This window comes from Candidatus Pelagibacter giovannonii (assembly GCF_012276695.1).
Lineage (GTDB): Bacteria > Pseudomonadota > Alphaproteobacteria > Pelagibacterales > Pelagibacteraceae > Pelagibacter > Pelagibacter giovannonii.
Genome location: NZ_CP038852.1, coordinates 203,410 through 227,911 on the forward strand (window position 1 = coordinate 203,410; position 24,502 = coordinate 227,911).

Sequence of the window (24,502 nt, forward strand, 5' to 3'; positions counted from 1 at the left end):
TGTATTATTATTTAATACGGCCATATACATCTTGAAACCTTACAATATCACTTTCTTTTAATATCGATCCAACTTGTGCTTCAATAATCTTAACAGGTTTATTACCTTTATTTTCAATTCTATGAATTGCTTCTAATGGAATGAATATATGATCGTTTTGTTTTTTAGAAAAACTATCTTTATTAAGTGTAATTTTAGGCTTTCCTTCAGTTACTAGCCAGTGTTCTGATCTGTGATGATGTTTTTGTAAACTTAATATACCTTTTGGTTTAACGAATAACTCTTTAATTAAAAAGCCTTTGCCCTCAAATAAATTAACATACTTACCCCAAGGTCGGTAATAAACATTTTTTTTCTTATAATATTTATTCTTATCTTTATCATACATTTTTAAGATCTCTTTCCAGCTGCCAAGATCTGACCAAGGAATGTCTAATTTAATAGCATTAATTTGTTTAGTTTTTTCTAAAATTGCATAATCAAAAGATTTTGCAGTAGCTTTTTCAAATGAAGCTTTATTCAGGTAATAAGTGTTATTCTTAAGTTTAGCTTTTGAAACAGCATTAACACAATTTTTATATATAGTAGGTTGATACTTTTTAAAGTTATTGATTATTGAATCTTTTCTTAAAAAAAACATTCCAGAATTCCAATAGCCTTTTTGTTTAATAACTTGCTTAGCCTTAGCTTCTCTTGGTTTTTCAATAAATTTAGTTACTTTATTAATATTTCCTTTAACTTTTTTAGTTATAAAATAACCGTATTCACTAGAAGGTGATGTTGGTTTAATACCAAAAATGAATATATTTTGGTTAGTTAAATTGGCTTTATTTTTATTAATGGCTTTATTAAAAATACTAGCTTTTTCTATTAAATGATCTGCTGCAAAAAACATTAAAGGTTGTTCGTTTGGAATATCTTTAATTAATGCTGATGCAAGAATTGCTGGTGCTGTATTTCTTTTTGCAGGCTCTAAAACAATTTTATATTTACTTATCTTGTGTTTCTTAAGATGTTTTTTTACCTCTTTTAAATATTTAAGATTTGTACTTATGATCGGTGCATCAAATGTTGAAGATTTAACTCTATCAAGAGTTTTTCCTAATAAAGTCCAATTACCAAAATCAATAAATTGTTTAGCTTGATGATTTTTAGAATTAGTCCAAAGTCTAGTTCCTGCTCCGCCACATAAAATAACGGGTCTAATTTTCATTAAATATCAGCGTAAACTTTAACTTCTTTTCTTTTACCAGGATGTGTTGGTGCACCTAAATAAGCAGGACCTACTGTTTGAGCATATTTCCAAATAGTACCTGATCCAAAGCTTGATTTTTTTGCTTTCCACTGTTTACGTCTTGTAGCTAATTGTGATTTAGTTAATCTAACGTTAATGGTTCCTTTTTTAGCATCTATATCAATTACATCACCATTACGTAAAAGAGCTAAAGGGCCTCCTAAAGCCGCCTCAGGGCCAACATGACCCACGCAAAAACCTCTAGTAGCACCAGAAAACCTTCCATCAGTAATTAGAGCAACCTTTTCACCCATACCTTGACCATAAATTGCACCTGTTGTTGATAGCATTTCTCTCATACCAGGACCACCAACTGGTCCTTCATAACGAATAATAATTACATCTCCCTCTTTATATTTTTTCTTTTGTACACAAGCCATTGCTGCTTCTTCATTATCAAAACATCTAGCTTTACCAGTAAATTGTAATTTCTTTAAACCAGCAATTTTAACAATTCCACCATCAGGAGCTAAGTTACCCTTAAGACCAACAACTCCTCCATCTGGTGATAAAGGATTGTCAAATGCTCTTAAAACTTTTTGCTTAGGATTAAATTTAATATTTTTTAAATTTTGTTTCATTGTTTTTCCAGTAACCGTCATGCAATCACCATGTATAAAACCACCATCAAAAAGAGTTTTTAATAACATAGGAACTCCACCAGCTAACCACATATCTTTTGCAACATATTTTCCGCCTGGTTTTAAATCAGCAAGGTAGGGAGTTTTTTTAAATATTTTAGCTACATCCATTAAATCAAACTTAATTCCAATTTCATTAGCTATAGCTGGTAAGTGTAATGCTGCATTAGTCGATCCACCAGTAGCAGCAACAATTGTTGCAGCATTTTCTAAAGATTTTTTTGTAACAATATCTCTTGGACGAATATTTTTTTCTAATAAATTCATTACAGTCTTTCCACTTAATAATGCATACTTATCTCTTTCTTCGTATGGAGCGGGTGTTCCAGCTGAATAAGGTAAGGCTAAACCAATAGCTTCAGAAACGCAGGCCATAGTATTTGCAGTAAATTGTCCTCCACATGCGCCAGCACTAGGACATGCAACCAATTCTAATTTTCTTAATTCTTTAGCGGACATTTGTCCTGCTGAGTGTTTTCCAACCGCTTCAAAAACATCAACCACAGTTACATCTTTACCTTTATACTGACCTGGTAGAATTGAACCACCATAAATAAAAACACTTGGAACATTTAATCTAACCATTGCCATCATCAAAGCTGGTAAAGATTTATCACAACCAGCAATACCAACTAGCGCATCATAACAATGACCACGTACAGTAAGTTCAGTTGAGTCGGCAATTACTTCACGGGAAATTAAAGAAGACTTCATTCCTTCGTGACCCATCGCAATACCATCAGTTACAGTTATTGTGCAAAATTCTCTAGGAGTTCCACCTGAAGCTCTAACACCTTTTTTAACAGATTGAGCTTGTCTCATTAAAGCAATATTACAAGGAGCAGCTTCATTCCAAGTTGAAACAACACCAACAAATGGTTTTGCTACATCTTTTTCAGTTTCACCCATCGCATAGTAAAAAGATCTGTGTGGAGCTCTATCAGCACCTAATGAAGTATGTCTGCTTGGTAATTTCTTTTTGTTAAATTTTGCCATTATATACCCTTTATAGTTATTGATATTCTCTCAACATCATTTTTTAAATTATTATAATTATTTTTTTCCTGGTCAACAATATCTTTTGGTGCTCTATCAACAAAGTCTTTATTTGCTAACCTATTTGATGTCTTGTCCATTTCCTCTTGGTATTTATTTTGTCTTGTAATTAAATTTTTTTTAATTAATTCTAAATCTACATCTTCATCAAAATATACTTTAAATAAATCTCCAGAAACTACTAAAGTAGCAGCTGGTTTATCTAGATCTTTATTATGTAGGTTTTTGATACGACCAAGTTTTTTTAGAATAACCTCATTTTCAGTAAAAAAAGATTGTTCTTTTTTACTAACACTCTCAACTGAAATATCTATAAATGAGCCAGGGCCTACACTTAATTCATTTTTAAATGATCTTAATTCAGAAACTATACTAATAATTTTTTCAACTTGATTTGTTGACGAGTCTCTTTCAAGCTCTCCAGAGGGCCAATTAGCTAACATTAGAAAATCTTTACCTGAGTTATCAAACTTATTATTTAACCAAATTTCTTCTGTAACGAATGGAATAAACGGGTGTAGTAGTATTAATATTTGCTTAAATACATAAGCCGATACCTGTCTTACTTCATGTTTTGCTTTTTCATCTTCTGAAAAGAGTATTGTTTTTGATAGTTCTAAATACCAATCACAATAAGAGTGCCAAGTAAATTGATAAGCATTTTTTGCAGCTTCATCAAATCTGTAATCTTTAAGGTTTTTTTCAATTTTATTTTTAGTTTCTATTAGTTCTGAATAAATCCATTTGTTAATATTAATTGTTAAACTTGGTTTTTTTTCAATTTTAGAAAAATCACAATTATTGGTAATTAAAAAATTGTTTGCATTCCATAATTTATTCAAAAAATTTCTATACCCTTTAACTCTATCTTCAGAAAGTTTTACATCAGTTCCTGGTGATGCCATTGAAAGTAAAGTAAATCTTAGAGCATCTGCACTATATTTTTCAATTAAATCTAAAGGGTTAATTACGTTTCCTTTAGATTTTGACATTTTTTGTCCCTTCTCATCTTTAACAAGTGCATGAACATAAATATCTTTAAAAGGTTCTTTATCTAAAAACTCCATTCCAAACATAATCATACGTGCTACCCAAAAAAATATAATATCAAACCCTGTAACGAGAACTGATGTTGGGTAAAATTTATCAACATATTCTTTATTGTCAGGCCACCCCAATGTAGCAAAAGGCCATAGGCCAGATGAAAACCAAGTATCTAATACATCTGGGTCACGAATTAAATTTACATCTTTATTATAGATTTTTTTAGCTTCAGCTTTTGCTTCATCTTCATTTATTGCAACAAAGATCTTTTTATCTGGACCATACCAAGCAGGTATTTGATGTCCCCACCAAAGTTGTCTTGAGATACACCATGGTTCAATATTGTTCATCCACTGAAAGTAAGTCTTTGACCAATTAGCAGGAAAAAAATTAGTTTTTTTAGAATTAACTATATCTTTAGCTTTAATTGATAATTTTTTTGCATCAACAAACCATTGTTCTGTTAAAAAAGGTTCAATTATCGAGTTAGATCTATCCCCATAAGGAACTTTATTCTTTATATTTTCTTCCTTAACAAAAAATTCTTTTTCTTTAAGTTTTTTTAAAATTCTTTTTCTAGCTTCAAATCTATCAAGTCCAGTATATTCTTTAGGAGCATTGTCATTTACTTTACCACCTTCAGTAAAGATATTGATAATTTCTAAATGATTTCTCTGCCCAACCTCATAGTCATTAAAATCATGTGCAGGTGTTATTTTTAAAGCACCAGTTCCCATTTCTGGATCAGCATAATCGTCTGCAATAATTTTTATTTTTCTTTTAACAATTGGAACTGTTACAAATTTACCAACTAAATGTTTAAATCGATCATCTTTAGGATTTACTGCAATTGCAGTATCCCCTAACATAGTCTCGGGTCTAGTTGTGGCTATAGTAATAAAATCACTAGAACCTTCAATTGGATATTGAATATAATAAATCTTAGAATTAACCTCTCTTTGATCTACTTCTAAATCTGATATTGCAGTTTTTAAAACGGTATCCCAATTAACTAATTTTTTATCTTTATAAATTAAACCTTTTTTGTGAAGTTCTACAAAAACTTTTAAAACTGATTTTGAAAGGTTTTCATCCATTGTAAAAGCATTTCTTGACCAATCACAAGAGCAACCCAATTTTTTAAGTTGATTTAAAATGATATCACCATGTTCTTCTTTCCATTCCCAAACTTTTTCAATAAATTTTTCCCTTCCAATTTCATTTTTATCAATGCCTTCAGTAGTTAATTTTTTCTCAACTAAAGCCTGCGTAGCAATGCCCGCATGATCTGTTCCTGGTTGCCATAAGGTTTCATAACTATTCATACGATGATATCTAACCAAAAGATCTTGAATTGAATTATTTAAAGCGTGCCCCATATGAAGGCTACCAGTTACATTGGGTGGAGGTATAACTACTGAAAATTGTTTCTTATTTTTAGTAGGTTTAAATAAATTGTTTTTTTCCCAATAAGAATAGATCTTATCTTCAACGTCTGTATGTATGTATTTGTCGTTAATCATAGATGATTATAAGTTTATAATTTAATAATATGAATTAACAATAATCATTTTGAAGGCTTATTTGGTAGACTAATTTTATATATTTAATATATAAAAGGCTCTCTATTTGTTTTAAATTGAGATGAGAGGGCAACGTGGCGGAATGGTTACGCAGAGGATTGCAAATCCTTGTATCCCAGTTCGATTCTGGGCGTTGCCTCCAAAAAAAATCTTGTTTTACTCTTAAAAAAAAGTAAGTTGTGCTTTTGATATTCCTCGGTAGCTCAGTTGGTAGAGCAGTTGACTGTTAATCAATTGGTCGCAGGTTCGAGTCCTGCCCGAGGAGCCAAATAAATTGTCTTACCTATTTGTTAAATTTTATCTAAAAAAAATTTTTAAATTATCAGAATTCTTATTTAAAATATTTAAACTATATTGAGGTCCTAAACTAAGATTTGTACTAACCTACTTTTGAAATTCCAATGTTTGAATTTTGTAATGATTTACTAAACTTTAGTTTTTGATCATTATTAAGCTCGGAATATAATTTAACTAAAAAATTATAATTTACAATCATATGACCTTCTTGAGATCTTTCTAAATTTAATAGGTATTCTGAAAAATCTTCAAAAAAATAATTTACTGGAACTTTTAAATAATTTGCCAATTGAAGAAGACGTATTGAGCTAACTCCATTAGTCCCTTTTTCATATTTTTGAATTTGTTGAAATGTAACATTAATTGCTTTTGCTACTTTTGTTTGTGTAAGACCTAAAGCTAATCTTCTCAGCTTTAATTTGTTACCTAAATGTTTGTTAAAATTAGCTTCCATTAAGACCCCTCTTAAAATTTGTTTTTAAAAACCTATTGAACTAATTTTTTCATATTACCGCAACAGAAAAATTTTTTTATTTTAGGGAATTAGGGGTATTATTATAAATGTGTCAAGGTATTATAAGCTAATATAAGCAAATAAAGTTGTTGTGTTATCTAGTCAAAAACGACTTATAAAATTTGGCTCAAGAAAAGCTTAGTACGATCACTTTTAGGATTTGCAAAAAAGTCTTTGGTGGCAGCTTTTTCAACAATCATTCCTTCATCCATAAAGATCATTTGGTCTGCTACTTCTTTAGCAAAGCCCATCTCATGAGTTACAACAATCATTGTCATACCTTGTTTTGCTAAATTAACCATAACATCCAGTACTTCTTTAATCATTTCAGGATCTAATGCTGATGTAGGTTCATCAAATAACATAATTTTAGGTTCCATACAAAGTGCTCTTGCAATAGCAACTCTTTGCTGTTGTCCACCTGACAATTGGCCTGGGAATTTTTGAGCTTGATCTAAAATTTGTACTCTTTCAAGATGTTCTAACGCTAATTTTTCTGCTTCTTTTTTAGGCATCTTTTTAACCCAAATTGGAGCTAACGTACAATTATCTAAAATAGATAAATGAGGAAATAAATTAAATTGTTGGAAAACCATTCCAACCTCAGCTCTGACTTGCTCTATATTCTTTGTATCTTCTGAAATTTCAATGCCATCAACTATAATTGATCCTTTTTGATGCTCTTCCAGTCTATTGATACATCTAATTAATGTAGATTTTCCAGATCCAGATGGTCCACAAACAACAATTTTTTCTTTAGGTTTAACTTCAAGGTTAATTTCTTTTAATACTTGAAAATCACCAAACCACTTATTTACATTTTGAATTTGAATAATTGAATCTGACATAATTTATCTATCTGTTTTATATTTTAATTCTAATTTTTGACTATATTTACTCATACTATAACAAATAATCCAGAATATTATTCCAGCAAATACATAACCTTCCATTGAAAACCCTAACCATTTTGGATTTGTTTTAGCTAAATTTAACATACCAACTACCTCTAAAAGACCTACTACAAAAATTAATGGTGTGTCTTTTACAAGTGCCAAAAATGTATTTGCAATTCCTGGTATTACTAATTTTAATGCCTGAGGAAGAATAACAAAAATATGAAGCTTCCAATAACCCATACCAAGCGATTTAGCAGCATCATATTGCCCTCTTGGCAGTGCTTGTAGTCCTCCCCTTATAACTTCAGCTGTATAAGCTGCTTCAAATAAAGTGATTGCTACAACTACTCTAATTAATTTATCAACATATGTTCCATCTGGCAAAAACATTGGAAACATTACTGCCGACATAAATAAAACTGTAATTAATGGAACGCCTCTCCAAAATTCTATGAATGAAAGAGATGAATATTTAACAATGGGTAAATCAGATCTTCTTCCAAGAGCTAGCATCATACCTATTGGAAAACAGAAAATTAAAGAAAAGAATGCAACAATAAAAGTTAAAGATAAACCACCCCACGCACCTGTTTCAACCCATTCTAGTCCAAAAGACCCACCAGAAATCAAATAGTAAATTAAGATGAAAGAAATAATTGGTAGTATAAGAGTGTAATAAAGAGAAAGATAATTTCTAAATTTAGCAGGTGTGAAAAATCCAGCTGCCATAAAGCCTAATACAGCTATAAAAGTTACATTAATTCTCCACTGCTCAGCATTAGGGTACATTCCATACATAAATCTATTAAACCAAACTTTAATATAAACCCAACAAGCACCACCACCTGTGCATGCTTCTTTAGTGTCACCAGATATATTAGCATCAAAAATGAACCAATTTAATAATGGAGGAAGAGCGAATATTATAAGAAAAATAATACACAAACTTAAAGCAGCATTAAAATTACTTGGATTAATATTTTTATTAAGACTATCTAGGATTTTAATCCCCGAAAATTCAATTCTAATAAAATGAAGACCAATTACTCCAAAGATTAAGGGTGTAAAAAAATTAATAAACCTAGGTAAGAAAGAGGTAATATTTGTGCCTAATAAATTATTTAAACAAAAATCGAAAATACCTAAGAAAAAAAATAAAGTTCCAATAATCAAAGAAGTATTTCTACTTATTTGGATTTTAGATTTTGGTAAATCAAAATTTTTTGAATTCATTATTTTTCCTTTATCGCTATTCTTTGGTTGTACCAATTCATTAATAATGAAATTGCTATACTAATAGTTAAATATGTGGCCATTGTAATTCCAACAATTTCAATTGCTTTTCCTGTTTGCATCATTGCGGTTCCGGCAAAAACCAAAACTAAATCTGGGTACGCAATCGCAGCAGCTAAAGATGAATTTTTAGTTAAATTTAAGTATTGATTAGTAGTTGGTGGTATAATTATTCTCAATGCTTGAGGCATAATTACTAATTTTAAAACTTGGCTTGGTGTTAAGCCAATTGATGCAGCCGCTTCTTTTTGCCCCTTACCAATACCTTGAATACCTGCCCTAACATTTTCTGCAATAAATGTTGCCGTATAAAGAGTTAAAGCTAAAGTTAGTGCAATTAATTCTGGTGGTATACCCATACCACCATCAAATGTGTAAGAGGATTTAGACATTTTTCTTAATTCTGGAAAACTAAAGGATAAATCAACACCACCTACTAAAAATGTTAAAAGTGGCAGACCTATGAAAATAACTAATGAGATAATTAATACTGGTAACTGTTTACCTTCTTGTTCTTGTTTTTTTTTTGCAAATTTTACAAAAAAGAAAACTAAAATCATTGCAATAATTAAGGTTATAAAAAAAACATCAAAATTTGTCCAAATTGGTGCTGGTGTAAAAAAACCTTTTATAGTCATAAAAGATGATCCCAATATCATTGTAGCATCCTGAGGCATTGGCAGTGCTCTAAGAGCAGCAAAATACCAAAAGAAAATTTGTAATAACAATGGAACATTTCTAAAAAATTCTATGTAAAAAGAGGCAGTTTTTCTAATCAAATAATTAGGTGATAATCTAGCAACACCAACTATAAGACCTAATAGTGTAGCTAGAATAATTCCTATAAAAGCAACGAGAAGAGTGTTTAACAATCCAACAAGATATGCTCTAGCATAAGAATCTGAACCATCATAATCAATTAAAGAAAATTGTATATCAAATGAAGCTTCTTGAGTTAAAAAACCAAAACCAAATTCAATACCTCTTGTATCCATGTTCTCTTGCGCATTCATAGTAAAGAAACCAAATATTAAAACTATAAATAATAATGTTAATAGTTGAGGTAAGAATTTTTTTAATTTCATTTGATGAGTATTATAAAAAAAGGGCTAGATAAATCTAGCCCTTTATGTGTTTTATTAGATAATAATTATCTTGCTGGTGGTACGTATAGTAATCCACCTTTAGTCCAAATTTGGTTTGGACCTCTGTCAGGCAAAATACCAGTATCAGCGATATTTCTCTTGTAGCTTTCTCCATAATTACCAACTTGTTTGATAATTCTTAAGCTCCAATCGTTATCTAAACCAAATGCTGCACCTAATTCACCTTCAGAACCAACAAGTCTTTTGATTTGTGGGTTTTCAGAAGTTTTCATCATGTCAGCGTTTGCAGAGTTAATACCGTACTCTTCAGCTTCGATCATTACGTTTAGTGACCATCTTACGATGTCTTCCCAAACTGCATCACCTTGACGTACTACTGGTCCTAGAGGCTCTTTAGAAATAGTCTCTGGTAACACTACGTGGTCATCAGGGTTTGTCATTTTTGTTCTTTGTGCTGCTAGACCAGATTTATCAGTTGTGTAAGTATCACATCTGCCTGAGTCATAAGCTGCAACAACTTCATCAGCTTTTTCGAAAGCAACTGGCTCATAAGAAATTCCTTTTGAATTAAAGAAGTCTCTCATGTTTAGTTCAGTTGTAGTTCCGATGTTAGTACATGCTGAAATTCCATTTTTGAACTGGCTCGTAGAAGTAATTCCTGAGTCTTTTCTTACCATGAAACCTTGGCCATCGTAGAAGTTAACTCCAACGAATGTTAAACCAATGTCAGCATCTCTAGAAAGTGTCCAAGTTGTGTTTCTTGACAAGATATCAATCTCACCAGAAGTTAGAGCTGTGAATCTTTCTTTAGCACTTAGTGGAGTGAACTTAACTTTATTCGCATCACCTAATACTGCAGCAGCAACCGCTCTACATACATCAACGTCAACACCAGTCCAATTTCCAGCAGCATCAGCATTTGAAAATCCCGGTAGACCTTGAGATACACCACATCTTACAAAACCCTTTTTCTGAGTGTTCTTAAGAGTTTTTGACTTCTTAGCGGCCATTGTTTCTGTTGTAAAAGCAAACAGAACTGCAACCATAGCAACTAGAGAAGTTAATTGTTTTACGTATTTAAACATATTTTATTCCTCTGTTTTATTTATTTATTTGTTAACAAATAATTCAAAATGATTTGAATTAAGTTAAGTGTTTATCATTTTATAAAGATGATCAAAGTAAAATTGGCTTTGTTAGAAGTTTTTACCTACATGTAGTGTCTAATTAAAAGCTAGATATTATATCTAGTAATGGTGCGCTCTGGTGGACTCGAACCACCGACCCTCGGTTTAGAAAACCGATGCTCTATCCAGCTGAGCTAAGAGCGCAAATTAATACAAATGTATTTATAGTACGAATTTAATTTTTAAAAAGGAATTTTTTACAAATAATTAATAAAGTTAAAAGCTCAAGTCTACCAACAATCATAAAGAAAATTAGATAATATTTGGTGATAAAATGTAGATCATAAAAGCTAAAATCACTTAAACCAAACATTGAAGAATTTACGGTATTCATTATTGTTAAAATTGAGAGTTTAAAAGAGCCTTCAAAATCAATTCCACTTAGAGTTAATAAAAAAGTTAAAACAAATAAAGAAATTATAAAAATAATTACTGAAAGAAAATATTTATAGATTTCATCTAATTTAAATGAATCTTTTGAAAATAAATGTTTGTTTATGTAAATATTTTTAGGTCTGCTATAAGAAAGAATTTCATTAATTGAGTATTTAAATAATGAATAAATTTTTAAAAATCTAATACCAGAACTTGTAGAAAAAAATGAACCTCCAATAATAACAAGTATTAAAAAAATAAAAGACAAATTATTAGGAGAATTATTCAAAGAAAATCCTGAGTTAGAAATGCTGCTTGTTAAAGATAAAAATATCTCACTAAAGTTATTTTCAAAATTTAAAAATACAAAAAATATAATTAATAAAAATAAGAAATAAAATAATAAATGAATATCTTCATTAAAGAAATTAAGGTTATGATTTTTTGTAAAGATTAGATTGTAAATCAAAAAAATACTAAAAAAAGAAGATAGTAATAAAATTGACATAATTATTATTTGAGAATTATCAATCAAGATATTAGACAAATTATTTGATGGTAAAAAACCACCTGATGAAATTATGGTCATAGCTAGATTTAGAGAATTAAACAACCTGATTTCAAAAAGACTTAATATTATAAAAATCAAAATTGTAATTAATGAATAAAATAGAAATATCTTTAATGCCTGCTTGAAAGTTTCAGATTTATTGAACGATAAAAAGTTAGTTAAAGATTTTTTAAAGCTATGATCAAAAATATCAATTAATAATATTATAGAAAATAGAAAATAAAGACCCCCTATCCACTGAGATGCAGATCTCCATAATATTAAGCTTTGATCAATGTGGTTGATATTATCAAAAATAGTAAAACCTGTTGAAGTGAATCCAGAAATAGACTCGAAGAAAGCATTAACAAAAGTTAAATTATAAATACTAAAGTAAAAAGGTATTGAAATTACCAGTGGTAATAAAAAATAACCTAGCAGAATTGTTAATATTTTTTCATATATTGTTATTTTTTTTTCATCATTACTTTTTACGTAATAAAACAATACAGCTAAAAAAATAGAGATTATGAATGTATATATATACGTATTTAAATTTAGATAAAGATTAAGATAGTAAGAGAAAACGATATTAAAAAAAGCCAATATTGAAACTATTCCAAAAAAAACACTCAAATAAATGAGTTTAAAATATTTCATTAGATTAAATAGAGCTTATACGAAACATGTTTTCAACAACATGTAAAAAATCTTTTTTAGCCAATAGCACAACAATATCATGTTTCTTAAATACAAAATTTGATCTAGGAATAATTACTTCGTCACCTCTTAATACTGCACCAATTCTTATTTCATCAGGCAAGTTTGAATTTTTTAATTCCTTGTTTACCAACTCTGAGGTTTCAATAATTTCTGCTTCAATAATTTCATATTCACCATTTAATATACTATAAGCATTTTCAATTGTTCCCTTATGAATATGCTTTAAGATGCTAGAAACAGTGTTCATTCTAGGATCAATAAAATCATCAATTTTGAGAGAAGATTGTAAAAGAGAATAATTAGGCTTGTTAATTAAAGCCATAGTTCTTTTATCACTTAAATCTTCATTATCTTTGGCAAATTTTTCAACTAATACACTTACCATTAGATTGTCTTCGTCATCATTTGTAAGTGCCAAAACAGTTTGAACCTCTTCTAAATTTGCCTCTAATAAAACTTCTTCATCAAGGGCATCACCATTTATTACTATCGTATTATTTAATTGGCTTGCAATAAGTTCTGCTCTATCTTTATTTTTTTCAATAATTTTAACTCTAGCAGAGTCAAAACTTTCTTCTAAATTTTTTGCTAAGTTAAAGCCTATATTTCCACCTCCAATAATAAGGATTTTATTAGAAATTTTTTCTGTGTGACCAAAAGCTGTTAAAGTTTCATTCATTTGTGAGGAATTAATTACAACATAAGCTTTGTCATTTTTAAGCATAACATCAGTTTTTTTTAATAATACAAATTTTTCATCCCTAATTACGCCCATTATATTGGAATTTAATTTTGGAAACTTTTTAGTAAGCTCGTTAAGTTTAATATCTTTTATTGGGCAATTGGCATCTATTAAAATTTCAAGTAATCTAATTTTATTGTTTGCAAAAGGAACGTTATCTAGCGAACCTGGAGCTTCTAGTTTTCTTTGTAGAGACTTTGCTATCTCTATTTCAGGTGAGATAATAACATCTATTGGTAAATTTTCTTTATTATAAACTTTGGTAAATTTAGGATTCAAATAATCTTGTGATCTTATCCTCGCTATTTTTTTTTGAACATTAAATATTGAAAATGCTATCTGGCATATCAACATATTAATTTCATCATTGCGTGTTACTGCGATGATCATATCAGCATCAGCTGCGTTTGCTTTTTCTAAAATTGAAGGATAAGTACCTTTGCCTACAATAGACTTAACATCTAGTGTGTCATCTATCTTTTGTATATCTTCACTCGATTGATCAATAACAGTTATCGAGTGACCTTGTTCACTTAAGATTTTTGAAATTGTAAAGCCTACTCTACCAGCGCCACAAATAATAATATTCATTTAATTTAATTCCTTAATCCCTAAACCTTTAAGTTTTCTATGAAGGGCAGATCTTTCCATTCCTATAAAATCGGCAGTTTTTGATATATTGCCATTAAATTTTTTCAATTGTGTAGTTAAATACTCTTTTTCAAAATTTTCTCTAGCTTCTTTTAATGGTATAGATAAAGAGTTTTCTGACGTTGTATTTTTAATATCAGGCGTTTTTAGGGATTCTTTAATAATATTTGAAATTTTTTCATCACTATCAGGTAAAAGTATCGCAATCCTCTCTATTAGATTTCTTAATTCTCTAACATTACCTGGCCAATCATAATTAAGTAAATATTTATTATTTGTATTAATGTTTAATTTTTTTAAATTATAATTTGTTGAGATTTTTTCAGAGAAGTATTCAACTAATAAAGGTATATCTGAAACTCTATCTTTTAAAAGGTCGATGTTAATCTCTAAAACATTTAATCGATGATATAAATCCTCCCTAAAATTGCCATTTTTTATTTCTTTTTTTATATCTTTGCTGGATGAACATATAATTCTTACATCTACATTAATATCATGGCTACCATTAATCCTTCTGAATTTTTGATCTATTAAAACTCTTAAAATTTTAGATTGGGTATCCAGTGGGATTTCAGAAATTTCATCAATTAAAAGAATGCCCTTTGATGATTTCTCTAAAGCACCATAAGTAATTGAGCCGTTTATTTTTTCTTCACCAAATAATTCCAATTCATATTTTTTAATATCAAGCAATGCACCATTTAAAATTATAAAAGGACCCTTTTGTCTTTTAGACTCTTTATGTATTTTTCTTGCAATTAACTCTTTACCAGAGCCAGTAGGACCATTAATAAAAATTCGACTTTCAGAAACTGAAATTTTATTAATTTGTTCTTTTATATTTTTGATATTATCACTAACACCAATTAACTCATAAGAATAAAAAAGTTTACTTTCAAATTCCTTGTTCTTGTTTTTAAGGTTTATATTTTCAACAGCTCTATTAACAAAGTTTAATAATCTCTCTTGATTAAAAGGCTTTTCAATAAATTCGAAGGCACCGGCTTTTAAAGCTTTAATTGCCATTTCTACATTTGCATGTCCTGTAATTATTATAACTGGAATATTTTTATCCTTATTTTTAATATGTGATAAAAGTTCTAGACCATCATTGTCACCTTTGTCTAACTTAACATCTATAATTGCTACATCTGGAAGTTTTTTGTCAATCTCGTTTAAAGCTTGATTGTAGTTTGCAGCCAATCTTGTTTTGTAACCAGCTTCAATTATTAGATCATTAATTATATTTCTAATATCTGCATTATCATCAATAATTAATATTTCAGTACTCATTATTTTATAAATACAATTTCTATTTTTGCTCCACTTTCTAATGAAACAAGATTTATTTTTCCATTATGATCATTTATAATCTTATTAACAATGGATAAACCTAAGCCAGTACCTTTTTTCTTTGTTGTAAAATAAGGATTTAGAATGTCATTTATATTTTTTTTAAAAATTTCAAATCCTAATCCATTATCAACAATTATGAAGTTAATTATTTCCTCATTTTCATTTATGGAAATATCGATTTTTCCATTGAAATTTGCATTATCAATTTTCTTATCCCATATGCTTTCAATAGAGTTTTTAATCAAATTGAAGAAGACTCTATTTAATTGTTCACTATCAGAGTTTAAGAGAATATCTGATGTACTTGATTTAAAATTAATTATAATTTTATTATCCAATTCATTTATTAACTTAATATTATCTTTTATCAACGGAACTAAGTTGTTATCTTTTAGAATTGGTTTTGGCATTCTAGCAAAATCAGAAAATTCATTAACTAAATTTTCAATTTGTTTAATTTGTTTAGCAATAATCAACAAGCTTTTTGAAAAATCATCTTTTTCATGGTTTGCTATTTTTTCTGAATATTTGCTCTTTAATTTATCAATAGTTAATTGAATAGGTGTGAGTGGATTTTTAATTTCATGAGCTAGTTTTCTAGCTAAATTTTCCCAAGCTTCATGTCTTTCTTTGATTATAAGTTTTTCTTGTTGTGATTTTAATTTGTCTATCATTAAATTAAAATTTTGATTTAAAACCTCCATATCTTTATCAGTTTTAATTTCTGGTACTTTAATATCTAGATTGCCTTTTCCAATATTAGAGGATGCAATAATCAAATTATTAATAGACCTAAAAAATCTTGACGAAAATCTTATGGCAATTGATATGGATAAAAATAATAACAATGAGACTATAACAAGATAAATAAATACAAATGATATCTTAATCCCAGTTTGCTTGTTTAAAACTGTGTAATAAAAATTAAGTGCCTCTTGAGATTCCAATAAATATTGAGAAATTTTTTTATCTAAATACTTAACTATATATAAATATTTGCCGTCAAAATTTTCAAGCTTTATAATTGATGCTGTTTGATTTTTTAAAGCATTGATAATCTTAAGTGGTCGTTTATCGTTTTGAACCATTTCTAAAGCGTCACTTAAAGGTGGTGTATACAAAGTGCTATCTTTTAAAGTTGATAGATATAAGTTTCCATTACCATCAATAATATGAACCTCATCCATACCTCTAATTAATTTTTGAGTATTTAGAAAACTTTTAAATTGATTGATATTTGTATTTAAAAAATTGATACTTTTGTTTAAATCAAATGCTATTAAAATTATCTCTGATTGAGTTTTAGTTCTAACATCCTCTGTGTAACTTTTTGCAATTTCATAAGAGTTGTTAACTGCTGTTGTAATTTTCTTATCCAAATATTTATCTAGAGCAAATGAAAGAAGAAATAATGAAAATAAAGAAATTAAAATTGAAGGAATTAAAGTAAATAATGCAAAAAATGTTATATATTTTCTATTGGCTTTCGAACCACTTACATCGACATCTATCTTTAAGGAATTTCTTACTTCTGAAAATATCATAAAGAAAAGAAGTATTAACAGGGCAATATTTCCAATTAATAAAATCTGGAGATTATTGTCAGATAATTTTAAAAAACTTTTATCAATAAATGTTAAAAAAGTTATAAAACCAATGAATAAAGTGATTAAAAATATTACAATGATGAAAATATTTTTTTTAATAAAATCAATCATTGTGAACAAAATAATGTGTTATATATTTTTATCATGAATAGTTGTTTTATAATACTTGCTGGTGGCGAAAGTAAAAGATTTAATTCAAATATTCCAAAACCCTACACAAATTATAGAGGTAAGCCTTTATTGTTACATTCAATAGATAAAGCTAAAGTTTTTAATAAATTTAATAAAATTGTTCTTGTAGTAAATAAAAAACATAAAGATTATATCAAAAAACTTAATATCAAAAACATCAAAATTATCATAGGTGGTAAAACAAGAGCGGAATCAGCCTATAATGCTCTAAAAAGTATTAAAGGAAATAATTTTAAAAATGTAATAATTCATGATGCTGCAAGACCAAATTTTTCTCTAAAACTTTTAAAGAAATTAATGGATGGATTAAAAACAAATGACTGTGTAATTCCTGCAATCCAAACTGCAGATTCCGTTAAACAAAAAATTTCGAACATTGTTACAAATTTAAAAAGAGAAAATATTTACTTAATCCAAACCCCTCAAGCATTTAACTATAAAAAACTTTATTCACTTCAAAATAATAAAAGTACCGAGGTTACTGATGATGCAAATTTGTTTGCAAGAGCTGGTAAAAAAATAAAAATTATAAAAGGTGAAACTAATAATAATAAAATAACAGTAAATACAGATATTAAATTTAACAATTTAATAAAATTTGGACTAGGTTTTGATGTTCATAGATTGGTACCTAATAAAAAACTTTATTTAGGTGGGATTAAAATACCCTCACCTATTGGCACATTAGGTCACTCAGATGGAGATCCTGTATTACATGCTGTAACAGATGCTATACTTGGAGCTTGTTCTATGGGTGATATTGGTGAAAAATTCTCAGATAAGAGTAAGAAATTTAAAAATATTAGATCTACAATTCTATTGAGTGAAATAATTAAGCAAACTATAAAAAAAGGCTACCTAATCAATAATCTTGATATAAATATAATTACTCAAAAGCCTAAAATTCAAAAATATAAAAAACAAATAATAAACTGTATTGCAAAAATTTGTAATATCTCTCCCACTCAAATTAATATAAAAGGTAAAACAACTGAAAAGTTAGGTGTAATTGGTAAAGAAAAAGCTATAGCTTGTGAAGTAATAGCTTCTGTTATTAAAAATGATTAAATCTCTCAACTCATTATTAGTTACTATGTTTGGCCTAGGTAAAATTAGATATATGCCTGGAACATTTGGGTCACTAGCGACTGTAATTATTCTTTATTATCTATTCCACACTCTAAATATTTCACCAAATATAATTTTATTTGGCTTGATAATAATATTTATTTACTCATTTTATGCCGTTTCAAGTCATATAGAAAATAGTGAAAATAAGGATCCAAGTGAAATCATAATTGATGAATTTTTAGGTCAATCGATACCCATATATCTTTATGAGATATCTCATGGAACAACAAAAGATGGAGATGAAGCTATTGTTTATTATGCTCTATTTTTTATTCTTTTTAGATATTTTGATATCATGAAACCATTTCCTGTAAACTTTTTTGATAAAAACTTTAAGAATAGTTTTGGTGTAATTATGGATGATGTTTGTGCTGGATTTTATGTTGTATTAACACTTGTGTGTTTCATGATTATTAAAAGTTATGTTTTATAATGAAAAATTTAGTAAAAATATTAATAAAAAAAAAATTAAAGATTGCTTTTGCTGAGTCTTGTACGGGTGGAATGCTTTCATCGGAAATAACATCCGTAAGTGGAGCTTCGAAAGTTTTTGGTATAGGTCTTGTCACTTATTCAAATCAAGCAAAAATAACAATTTTAAAAGTAAATAAAAGGATTATTCAAAAATATGGAGCTGTTAGCCCTCAATGTTGTGAGGCTATGGTTAAAAATTTATCAAAAATTTCTAAAGCACAAATTAATGTTTCAATTACAGGAATTGCAGGTCCAAATGGTGGAACTAAGAAAAAACCTGTTGGACTAGTTTATATTGGAATAAAAAAGAATAATAAAATATTTATTAGTAAAAATTTATTTAAAGAAAAAAGTAGGAAGGCTATCCAAAAATCTACAATTAGGAGAACTTTTAAAATTATAAAATCTTTAATTTAGAGACTTTCTGCCTTTTTTTGAAATGCATCAGCAATTTTATTTAAACCAAATTGAAAAGATTTTTCCATAATTAAATTTAAAAACTTATTTTTTATTTCAAAATCAACATCAAATTGAACTTCAGTGTAGTTTTCTTTTTGTATAAATTTCCAGTTATTTTCAAGATGATTTAAAGGACCACCAATATTAGTTACATGTATTGAATCATTTTTTTTGTCATATCGAACGTCACTTTTATAGGTGTCTACAAAAGGTTTTCTACCAATAGTAAGATCTGCAATAATTACTATCTCATCTTGTTTATCTTCTTTTTTATAGACTTTTGAGTCTATACAAAAAGGAATGAACTCAGGATATTTTTCGATGTCTAAAACAAAATCAATTAATTTCTGTTTTTCACGAGCTATCTGCCTAGTTACTGAGGCTTTGGGCATTAATGTTTGTTTAATCTATTTTGTTGAAGTTTAGCAAAGTCTTCATCAGCATGATAAGAAGATCTTGTTAGTGGTGAAGAAGAAACTAATAAAAAACCTTTGGACTTTGCAATATTTTCTAAATCCTTAAATTCATCTGGATGGTAATATCTCTCAAGCGGATGGTGTTTTACTGAAGGTTGTAAATATTGCCCAATTGTTAAAAAGTCTACATCTGCAGATCTTAAGTCATCCATCACCTGAATTAATTCATCTTTACTCTCTCCTAAACCAACCATTAGCCCTGATTTAGTAAAAACTTTTTTATTAATTTTTTTTACATTCTTTAAAAGCTCTAATGATCCAAAATATCTCGCACCTGGTCTAACTTTTAAATAAAGTCTTGGTACTGTTTCAATATTATGATTGAAAACATCTAAGTCTGCTTCTAAAATTTTTTTATAAGCATCTCCTTTTCTTAAAAAATCAGGAGTTAAAACTTCAATGGAAGTTTGAGGTGTTTTTTTTCTTATAGCTGTAATTACGTCAAAGAAATGATGAGAACCTCCATCTTCTAAATCGTCTCTATCAACAGAAGTTATAACAACATGCTTAAGATTAAGTTTATGAACTGCATTTGAAATTTTGTAAGCCTCAAATGGATCTAAATTTTCAGGTTTTCCTGTTTTAACATCACAGAAAGCACATGCTCTAGTGCAAGTATCACCCATAATCATAAATGTAGCATGACGCTTACTCCAGCATTCTGTAATATTTGGACAATTAGCTTCCTGACAAACTGTTACTAAATTATTTTGATTAACAATAGTCTTAGTTAAGAAGAATTCTTTACTGTTGGTTAATTTAGACCTTATCCAATCAGGTTTTTTTTTAATTGGATTTACTGGTTTGTTAACTTTTTCTGGGTGTCTTGGTTTAATTGTCATTCTTTTTAATTATATAGAGGGTCTCCCCTTCTTTGCCAAACATAAATTTTTCTCTAATTAAGGTTTCAACATAATCTAGGTCTAATTTAGTACTTAATAGAGAATTTTTAAATTCAAGTTCTTTAATTTTATTGGATAAATTAGCTTCTTCAATTTTCAGATTAACTAAAATTTCTTTTTTTTTAAAATAAGAAAAAAGGCCTCTTTCGCCATCTAGAAGGTTAAAGAAGAAATAAAGTATTAAAAAAGTAGAGATTAATAAGAAATAATTTTTTTTTAGTTTACCCAGCATTAATGAATTTTACTCATTGATGCCTTTTTTCCAAGCTCTTCTTCTATACGTAATAATTGGTTATATTTTGCAACACGTTCGGATCGAGCTAGAGAGCCAGTTTTGATTTGATTTGAATTAGTACCTACAGCAAGGTCTGCTATAAAGGTGTCTTCGCTGTCTCCAGATCGATGAGAAATTATTGTTTTGTAACCAATAATTTTTGCAAATTTAATAACTTCAAGTGTTTCTGATACTGTACCAATTTGATTAAGTTTAATTAATATTGAATTTGACGAGTTATTTAAAAAACCTTTTTTAAGTCTTTCTAAATTAGTTACATACAAATCATCTCCAACTATTTGCACGTTATTAGTATTTTTCATCAATTTACTCCATGCCACCCAATCATTTTCTCCAAATGGATCTTCGATAGATTTGATTTTATATTTATTTATTATTTTTTTATATTCTTTAATAGATTGATCTACTGAGACAAATTTTTTTGAGTGAATAGAGTATTTATCTTTCTTAATTAATTCATTTGCTGCAATATCTAAACAAATTGAGACATCTTTACCGTTTTTAAAACCAGACTTATTAATTGCAGCAACAACTAAATCCAAAGCTTTTTCATTGCTACTAATCATTGGAGCAAAGCCTCCTTCATCTCCTACAGAGGTTGATAACCCCTTTTTTATAATAAGCTTTCTTAAATTATTAATTACAACAAAACATATTCTCATCGCCTCCGAAAAACTCTTGGCTTTATCAGGTCTAATCATGAATTCTTGAATTCTTAATCCGTTATTAGCATGTGCTCCACCATTAATAATATTCATTAATGGGTAAGGTAATCTGTAATTATTTTTTATTAAAAAAGTTTTATATAAAGGAACTTTTTTAATTTTAGCAGAAAGTTTCTTAGCAGCCATAGATACAGCTAAAATAGCATTAGCACCTAAGCTTGTTTTTTGCCGAGTGCCATCAAGATTGATTAAAATTGTGTCTATACGTGTTTGATCATGGATATTTTTACCTATTAATTTTTTTGAGATTTTTGTATTAACTAAATTGACTGCACCTAAAACACTTTTACCTAGATATTTTTTATTATTGTTGTCTCTTTTTTCAAATGCTTCGTAGGTTCCAGTTGAAGCACCTGAGGGACAAATAGCTGATGCACTTAAATTTTTTGAATAAACTTCTGCTTCAATTGTTGGGTTTCCTCGACTATCAAATACTTGACGAGCTCTTATCTTTAAAATCTTACTCATTTATTTTTTGATTAGATTATCTATTTCAAATAATTGAGATAGTAATTTTTCTAATTTATCTAATGGAACCATGTTGGGTCCATCGGATGGAGCATTATCTGGGTCCTGATGTGTTTCAATAAAAACACCAGCAACACCTACAGCAACCGCAGCTCTTGCTAAGTATTCAACAAACTCTCTTTGTCCACCACTAGTCTCACCTAGACCTCCAGGTTGTTGAACTGAATGTGTGGCATCAAAAATAACAGGATAACCATTTTTTGCCATTATGGGTAAAGATCTCATATCAGAGACAAGGGTATTATAACCAAAGCTTGCTCCTCTTTCTGTGACTAAAATATTATTATTGCCCGATTCTGCAATTTTTTTTGTAACATTAACCATATCCCAAGGTGCTAGGAATTGACCTTTTTTAACATTTATAATTTTTCCAGTTTTGGCTGCAGCAATTAATAAATCTGTTTGCCTACATAAAAATGCAGGGATTTGTAATACATCAACATGCGGAGCTACCACCGAACATTGTTCAGCATTATGTATGTCAGTTAATATTGGGATATCTAATTCTTTTTTGATCTTATCAAAGATAGGTAAGGATTGCTCAAGACCCATACCTCTTTGGCCTTTTAAACTTGTTCTATTAGCTTTATCAAAAGATGTTTTATAAACAAAACCCATATTAAACTTGGAGGTAATTTCTTTAATCTTACCTGCCATATCCATGGCATGTTGTTCGGTCTCAAGTTGGCATGGGCCAGCAATAATAAAAATTTTATTATTGTTTGAAATTTCTATATTTCCACAATTAACTTTTATATTTTTCATCTATGATTTTTAGCAGCTTTGATAAACGATGAGAATAAAGGATGTGGTGCTAAAGGTCTAGATTTAAATTCTGGATGAAATTGAACAGCTATAAACCATGGGTGGTTTTTTAGCTCAATAATCTCTGGTAATTTTTTATCTGGAGATAATCCTGAAAAGATTAGGCCATTTTTTTCAAATTGATCCTTATAATCAATATTAACTTCATATCTATGTCTATGTCTTTCTTGAATTGATTTTGATTTATAGATTTTTCTAATCAAAGAATTTTCTTTTAATTTGGCTTCATAAAGACCAAGTCTCATAGTGCCACCAAGATCTTTATCGGTACCTTTAATTAATTTACCATCTTTATTCCATTCAGAAATTAAACCAATAATTGGTATTCCTCCTAATCCAAACTCACTTGATGTGGCCTTCTTTATATTTAGCTTATTTCTTGCAAACTCAATAATAGCCATTTGCATACCAAAGCAAATTCCAAAGAAAGGAATTTTTTTCTCTCTAGCATACTTAATTGCTTCAATTTTTCCCTCTGTTCCTCTTTTGCCAAATCCACCTGGTATCAAAACTCCAGAAACGCCTTGTAATTTTTTTTTAATTTCAGAGATCTTTAAGTTCTCAGAATCTATTCTCACTAAATTAATTTTAGAATTATTATCAATACCACCATGTGTTAAAGCCTCGTCTAATGATTTATAAGCATCTTTGAGCTCAACATATTTTCCAATAATTGCAATATTGATTGTTTTTTTGGTATTTAGAATGGTTTTCGTAATTTTTTTCCAAGGATTTAAATTTATTTTTTTTTTAGATTTCATTTTAAAATACTCAAGTACCTGTTTATCTAAATTTTCTCTATTGAAGCTAATCGGCGCTTCATAAATAGTTTTTACATCAACAGTTTGAATCACATTTTCAATTCCAACATTACAGAACAAAGATATTTTTTTTCTATGCTCTAGAGGAATGGGTCTTTCAGATCTACAAATAATTATATCTGGCTGTATACCAAGACTTCTTAGTTCCTTTACTGAGTGTTGAGTAGGTTTCGTTTTTATTTCATCTGATGCTTTAAGGTAAGGAACTAGAGTTAAGTGTATAAATAAAGCATTTTTTTTACCTACATCATTGGAGAATTGTCTAATAGCTTCAACAAAAGGTAGGCTTTCTATGTCACCTACTATGCCACCAATTTCACAAATTACAAAGTCCTCTTTTGATGTATCACTTTTTATAAAATCTTTAATGCGGTCAGTTATATGTGGGATAACTTGAACTGTTTTTCCAAGGTAACCTCCCTTACGTTCTTTTCTTAGAACATCGCTGTAAATTTTTCCTGTTGTAATATTGTCAGATTTTTTTGCAGATATTCCAGAAAATCTTTCGTAATGACCTAAATCTAAATCTGTTTCCGCACCATCATCTGTTACAAACACTTCGCCGTGTTGAAAGGGACTCATCGTTCCTGGGTCAACATTTAAGTAAGGATCTAATTTTCTTAAACGTACATTAAAACCTCTAGATTGTAATAAGTACGCAAGGGAAGCTGAAGAAAGACCTTTTCCTAATGAGGAAACCACACCGCCGGTTACAAAAATAAATCGCGCCATGGTATTATCTTATAGCGATTA

21 protein-coding genes and 3 tRNA genes are annotated in these 24,502 nt (G+C 28.8%); 5 read left to right on the forward strand and 19 right to left on the reverse strand.

The window, feature by feature from the left end:
• Nucleotides 1–7: 7 nt before the first annotated feature.
• Genes E5R92_RS01230 through E5R92_RS01240 form a run of 3 tightly spaced genes read right to left on the reverse strand, consistent with a single transcriptional unit; the run spans nt 8 to nt 5,558 of the window.
• The gene (locus E5R92_RS01230; RefSeq protein WP_168606307.1) at nt 8–1,213 is read right to left on the reverse strand and encodes a sugar phosphate nucleotidyltransferase; all 1,206 of its coding nucleotides are present in this window, start codon (nt 1,211–1,213) and stop codon (nt 8–10) included.
• Nucleotides 1,213–2,931: a dihydroxy-acid dehydratase gene (gene ilvD / locus E5R92_RS01235; protein WP_168606308.1), complete on the reverse strand. Its 1,719-nt coding sequence runs from the start codon at nt 2,929–2,931 to the stop codon at nt 1,213–1,215. The genes E5R92_RS01230 and ilvD overlap by 1 nt, the downstream gene beginning before the upstream one ends.
• On the reverse strand, nt 2,931–5,558 hold the full coding sequence (locus E5R92_RS01240; protein WP_168606309.1) for a valine--tRNA ligase: 2,628 nt from the start codon (nt 5,556–5,558) through the stop codon (nt 2,931–2,933). The genes ilvD and E5R92_RS01240 overlap by 1 nt, the downstream gene beginning before the upstream one ends.
• Nucleotides 5,559–5,686: 128 nt before the next feature.
• Between E5R92_RS01240 and E5R92_RS01245 the strand changes: the two genes are divergently transcribed.
• Together E5R92_RS01245 and E5R92_RS01250 are read left to right on the forward strand one after the other, a co-directional pair.
• A tRNA-Cys gene (locus E5R92_RS01245) sits at nt 5,687–5,760 on the forward strand.
• Nucleotides 5,761–5,810: 50 nt separating this feature from the next.
• Nucleotides 5,811–5,886: transfer RNA gene (locus tag E5R92_RS01250), tRNA-Asn, on the forward strand.
• 111 nt (nt 5,887–5,997) lie between these two features.
• Here E5R92_RS01250 and E5R92_RS01255 read toward each other — a convergent pair.
• From E5R92_RS01255 to E5R92_RS01300, 10 genes are all read right to left on the reverse strand, one after another.
• Nucleotides 5,998–6,369, reverse strand: coding sequence for a helix-turn-helix domain-containing protein (locus E5R92_RS01255; RefSeq protein WP_168606310.1), 372 nt, complete (start codon nt 6,367–6,369; stop codon nt 5,998–6,000).
• A gap of 173 nt (nt 6,370–6,542) precedes the next feature.
• Entirely contained in the window at nt 6,543–7,277 is a 735-nt protein-coding gene (locus tag E5R92_RS01260) for an amino acid ABC transporter ATP-binding protein (protein WP_168606311.1), read from the reverse strand.
• A 3-nt stretch (nt 7,278–7,280) separates the two neighbouring features.
• Nucleotides 7,281–8,561 carry an amino acid ABC transporter permease gene (locus E5R92_RS01265; protein ID WP_168606312.1) on the reverse strand — a complete coding sequence of 427 codons (1,281 nt, stop codon included), beginning with the start codon at nt 8,559–8,561 and terminating at the stop codon, nt 7,281–7,283.
• Nucleotides 8,561–9,706 (reverse strand): amino acid ABC transporter permease, encoded by a 1,146-nt coding sequence (locus tag E5R92_RS01270; RefSeq protein ID WP_168606313.1) that lies wholly within the window; start codon nt 9,704–9,706, stop codon nt 8,561–8,563. The genes E5R92_RS01265 and E5R92_RS01270 overlap by 1 nt, the downstream gene beginning before the upstream one ends.
• A 65-nt stretch (nt 9,707–9,771) precedes the next feature.
• Nucleotides 9,772–10,812, reverse strand: a complete 1,041-nt coding sequence (locus E5R92_RS01275; protein WP_020169389.1) for an amino acid ABC transporter substrate-binding protein — start codon at nt 10,810–10,812, stop codon at nt 9,772–9,774.
• Nucleotides 10,813–10,981: 169 nt separating this feature from the next.
• Nucleotides 10,982–11,058 (reverse strand) — tRNA-Arg (locus tag E5R92_RS01280).
• Nucleotides 11,059–11,089: 31 nt separating this feature from the next.
• Nucleotides 11,090–12,346, reverse strand: coding sequence for a potassium transporter TrkG (locus E5R92_RS01285; protein WP_229704547.1), 1,257 nt, complete (start codon nt 12,344–12,346; stop codon nt 11,090–11,092).
• A gap of 157 nt (nt 12,347–12,503) precedes the next feature.
• On the reverse strand, nt 12,504–13,895 hold the full coding sequence (trkA, locus tag E5R92_RS01290; protein ID WP_168606315.1) for a Trk system potassium transporter TrkA: 1,392 nt from the start codon (nt 13,893–13,895) through the stop codon (nt 12,504–12,506).
• The gene (locus tag E5R92_RS01295; protein WP_168606316.1) at nt 13,896–15,251 is read right to left on the reverse strand and encodes a sigma-54-dependent transcriptional regulator; all 1,356 of its coding nucleotides are present in this window, start codon (nt 15,249–15,251) and stop codon (nt 13,896–13,898) included.
• Nucleotides 15,251–17,032 carry a sensor histidine kinase gene (locus tag E5R92_RS01300; RefSeq protein ID WP_168606317.1) on the reverse strand — a complete coding sequence of 594 codons (1,782 nt, stop codon included), beginning with the start codon at nt 17,030–17,032 and terminating at the stop codon, nt 15,251–15,253. The genes E5R92_RS01295 and E5R92_RS01300 overlap by 1 nt, the downstream gene beginning before the upstream one ends.
• 33 nt (nt 17,033–17,065) lie before the next feature.
• On the opposite strand from E5R92_RS01300, the gene ispD reads away from it, so the two are divergent.
• From ispD to E5R92_RS01315, 3 genes are read left to right on the forward strand one after another with little or no spacing between them, the layout of a single operon-like run.
• Nucleotides 17,066–18,181 carry a 2-C-methyl-D-erythritol 4-phosphate cytidylyltransferase gene (ispD, locus tag E5R92_RS01305; RefSeq protein ID WP_168606318.1) on the forward strand — a complete coding sequence of 372 codons (1,116 nt, stop codon included), beginning with the start codon at nt 17,066–17,068 and terminating at the stop codon, nt 18,179–18,181.
• Nucleotides 18,174–18,677, forward strand: a complete 504-nt coding sequence (locus tag E5R92_RS01310; protein WP_168606319.1) for a phosphatidylglycerophosphatase A family protein — start codon at nt 18,174–18,176, stop codon at nt 18,675–18,677. The genes ispD and E5R92_RS01310 overlap by 8 nt, the downstream gene beginning before the upstream one ends.
• A complete protein-coding gene (locus E5R92_RS01315; RefSeq protein WP_168606320.1) occupies nt 18,677–19,135 on the forward strand; it encodes a CinA family protein in 459 nt (152 codons plus the stop codon). The genes E5R92_RS01310 and E5R92_RS01315 overlap by 1 nt, the downstream gene beginning before the upstream one ends.
• Here E5R92_RS01315 and E5R92_RS01320 read toward each other — a convergent pair.
• From E5R92_RS01320 to E5R92_RS01345, 6 genes are read right to left on the reverse strand one after another with little or no spacing between them, the layout of a single operon-like run.
• A complete protein-coding gene (locus E5R92_RS01320) occupies nt 19,132–19,569 on the reverse strand; it encodes a type II toxin-antitoxin system RatA family toxin (RefSeq protein WP_168606321.1) in 438 nt (145 codons plus the stop codon). The genes E5R92_RS01315 and E5R92_RS01320 overlap by 4 nt on opposite strands.
• Nucleotides 19,569–20,495 (reverse strand): lipoyl synthase, encoded by a 927-nt coding sequence (gene lipA, locus E5R92_RS01325; protein WP_168606322.1) that lies wholly within the window; start codon nt 20,493–20,495, stop codon nt 19,569–19,571. Before lipA ends, E5R92_RS01320 begins: the two co-directional genes overlap by 1 nt.
• Complete coding sequence (locus tag E5R92_RS01330; protein ID WP_006996975.1) at nt 20,485–20,787, reverse strand: FtsB family cell division protein; 303 nt, start codon at nt 20,785–20,787, stop codon at nt 20,485–20,487. The genes lipA and E5R92_RS01330 overlap by 11 nt, the downstream gene beginning before the upstream one ends.
• Entirely contained in the window at nt 20,787–22,043 is a 1,257-nt protein-coding gene (gene eno, locus E5R92_RS01335; protein ID WP_168606323.1) for a phosphopyruvate hydratase, read from the reverse strand. The genes E5R92_RS01330 and eno overlap by 1 nt, the downstream gene beginning before the upstream one ends.
• Nucleotides 22,044–22,868, reverse strand: a complete 825-nt coding sequence (kdsA, locus tag E5R92_RS01340) for a 3-deoxy-8-phosphooctulonate synthase (RefSeq protein ID WP_168606324.1) — start codon at nt 22,866–22,868, stop codon at nt 22,044–22,046.
• The gene (locus E5R92_RS01345) at nt 22,865–24,481 is read right to left on the reverse strand and encodes a CTP synthase (protein WP_168606325.1); all 1,617 of its coding nucleotides are present in this window, start codon (nt 24,479–24,481) and stop codon (nt 22,865–22,867) included. Before E5R92_RS01345 ends, kdsA begins: the two co-directional genes overlap by 4 nt.
• Between the last annotated feature and the right edge of the window lie 21 nt (nt 24,482–24,502).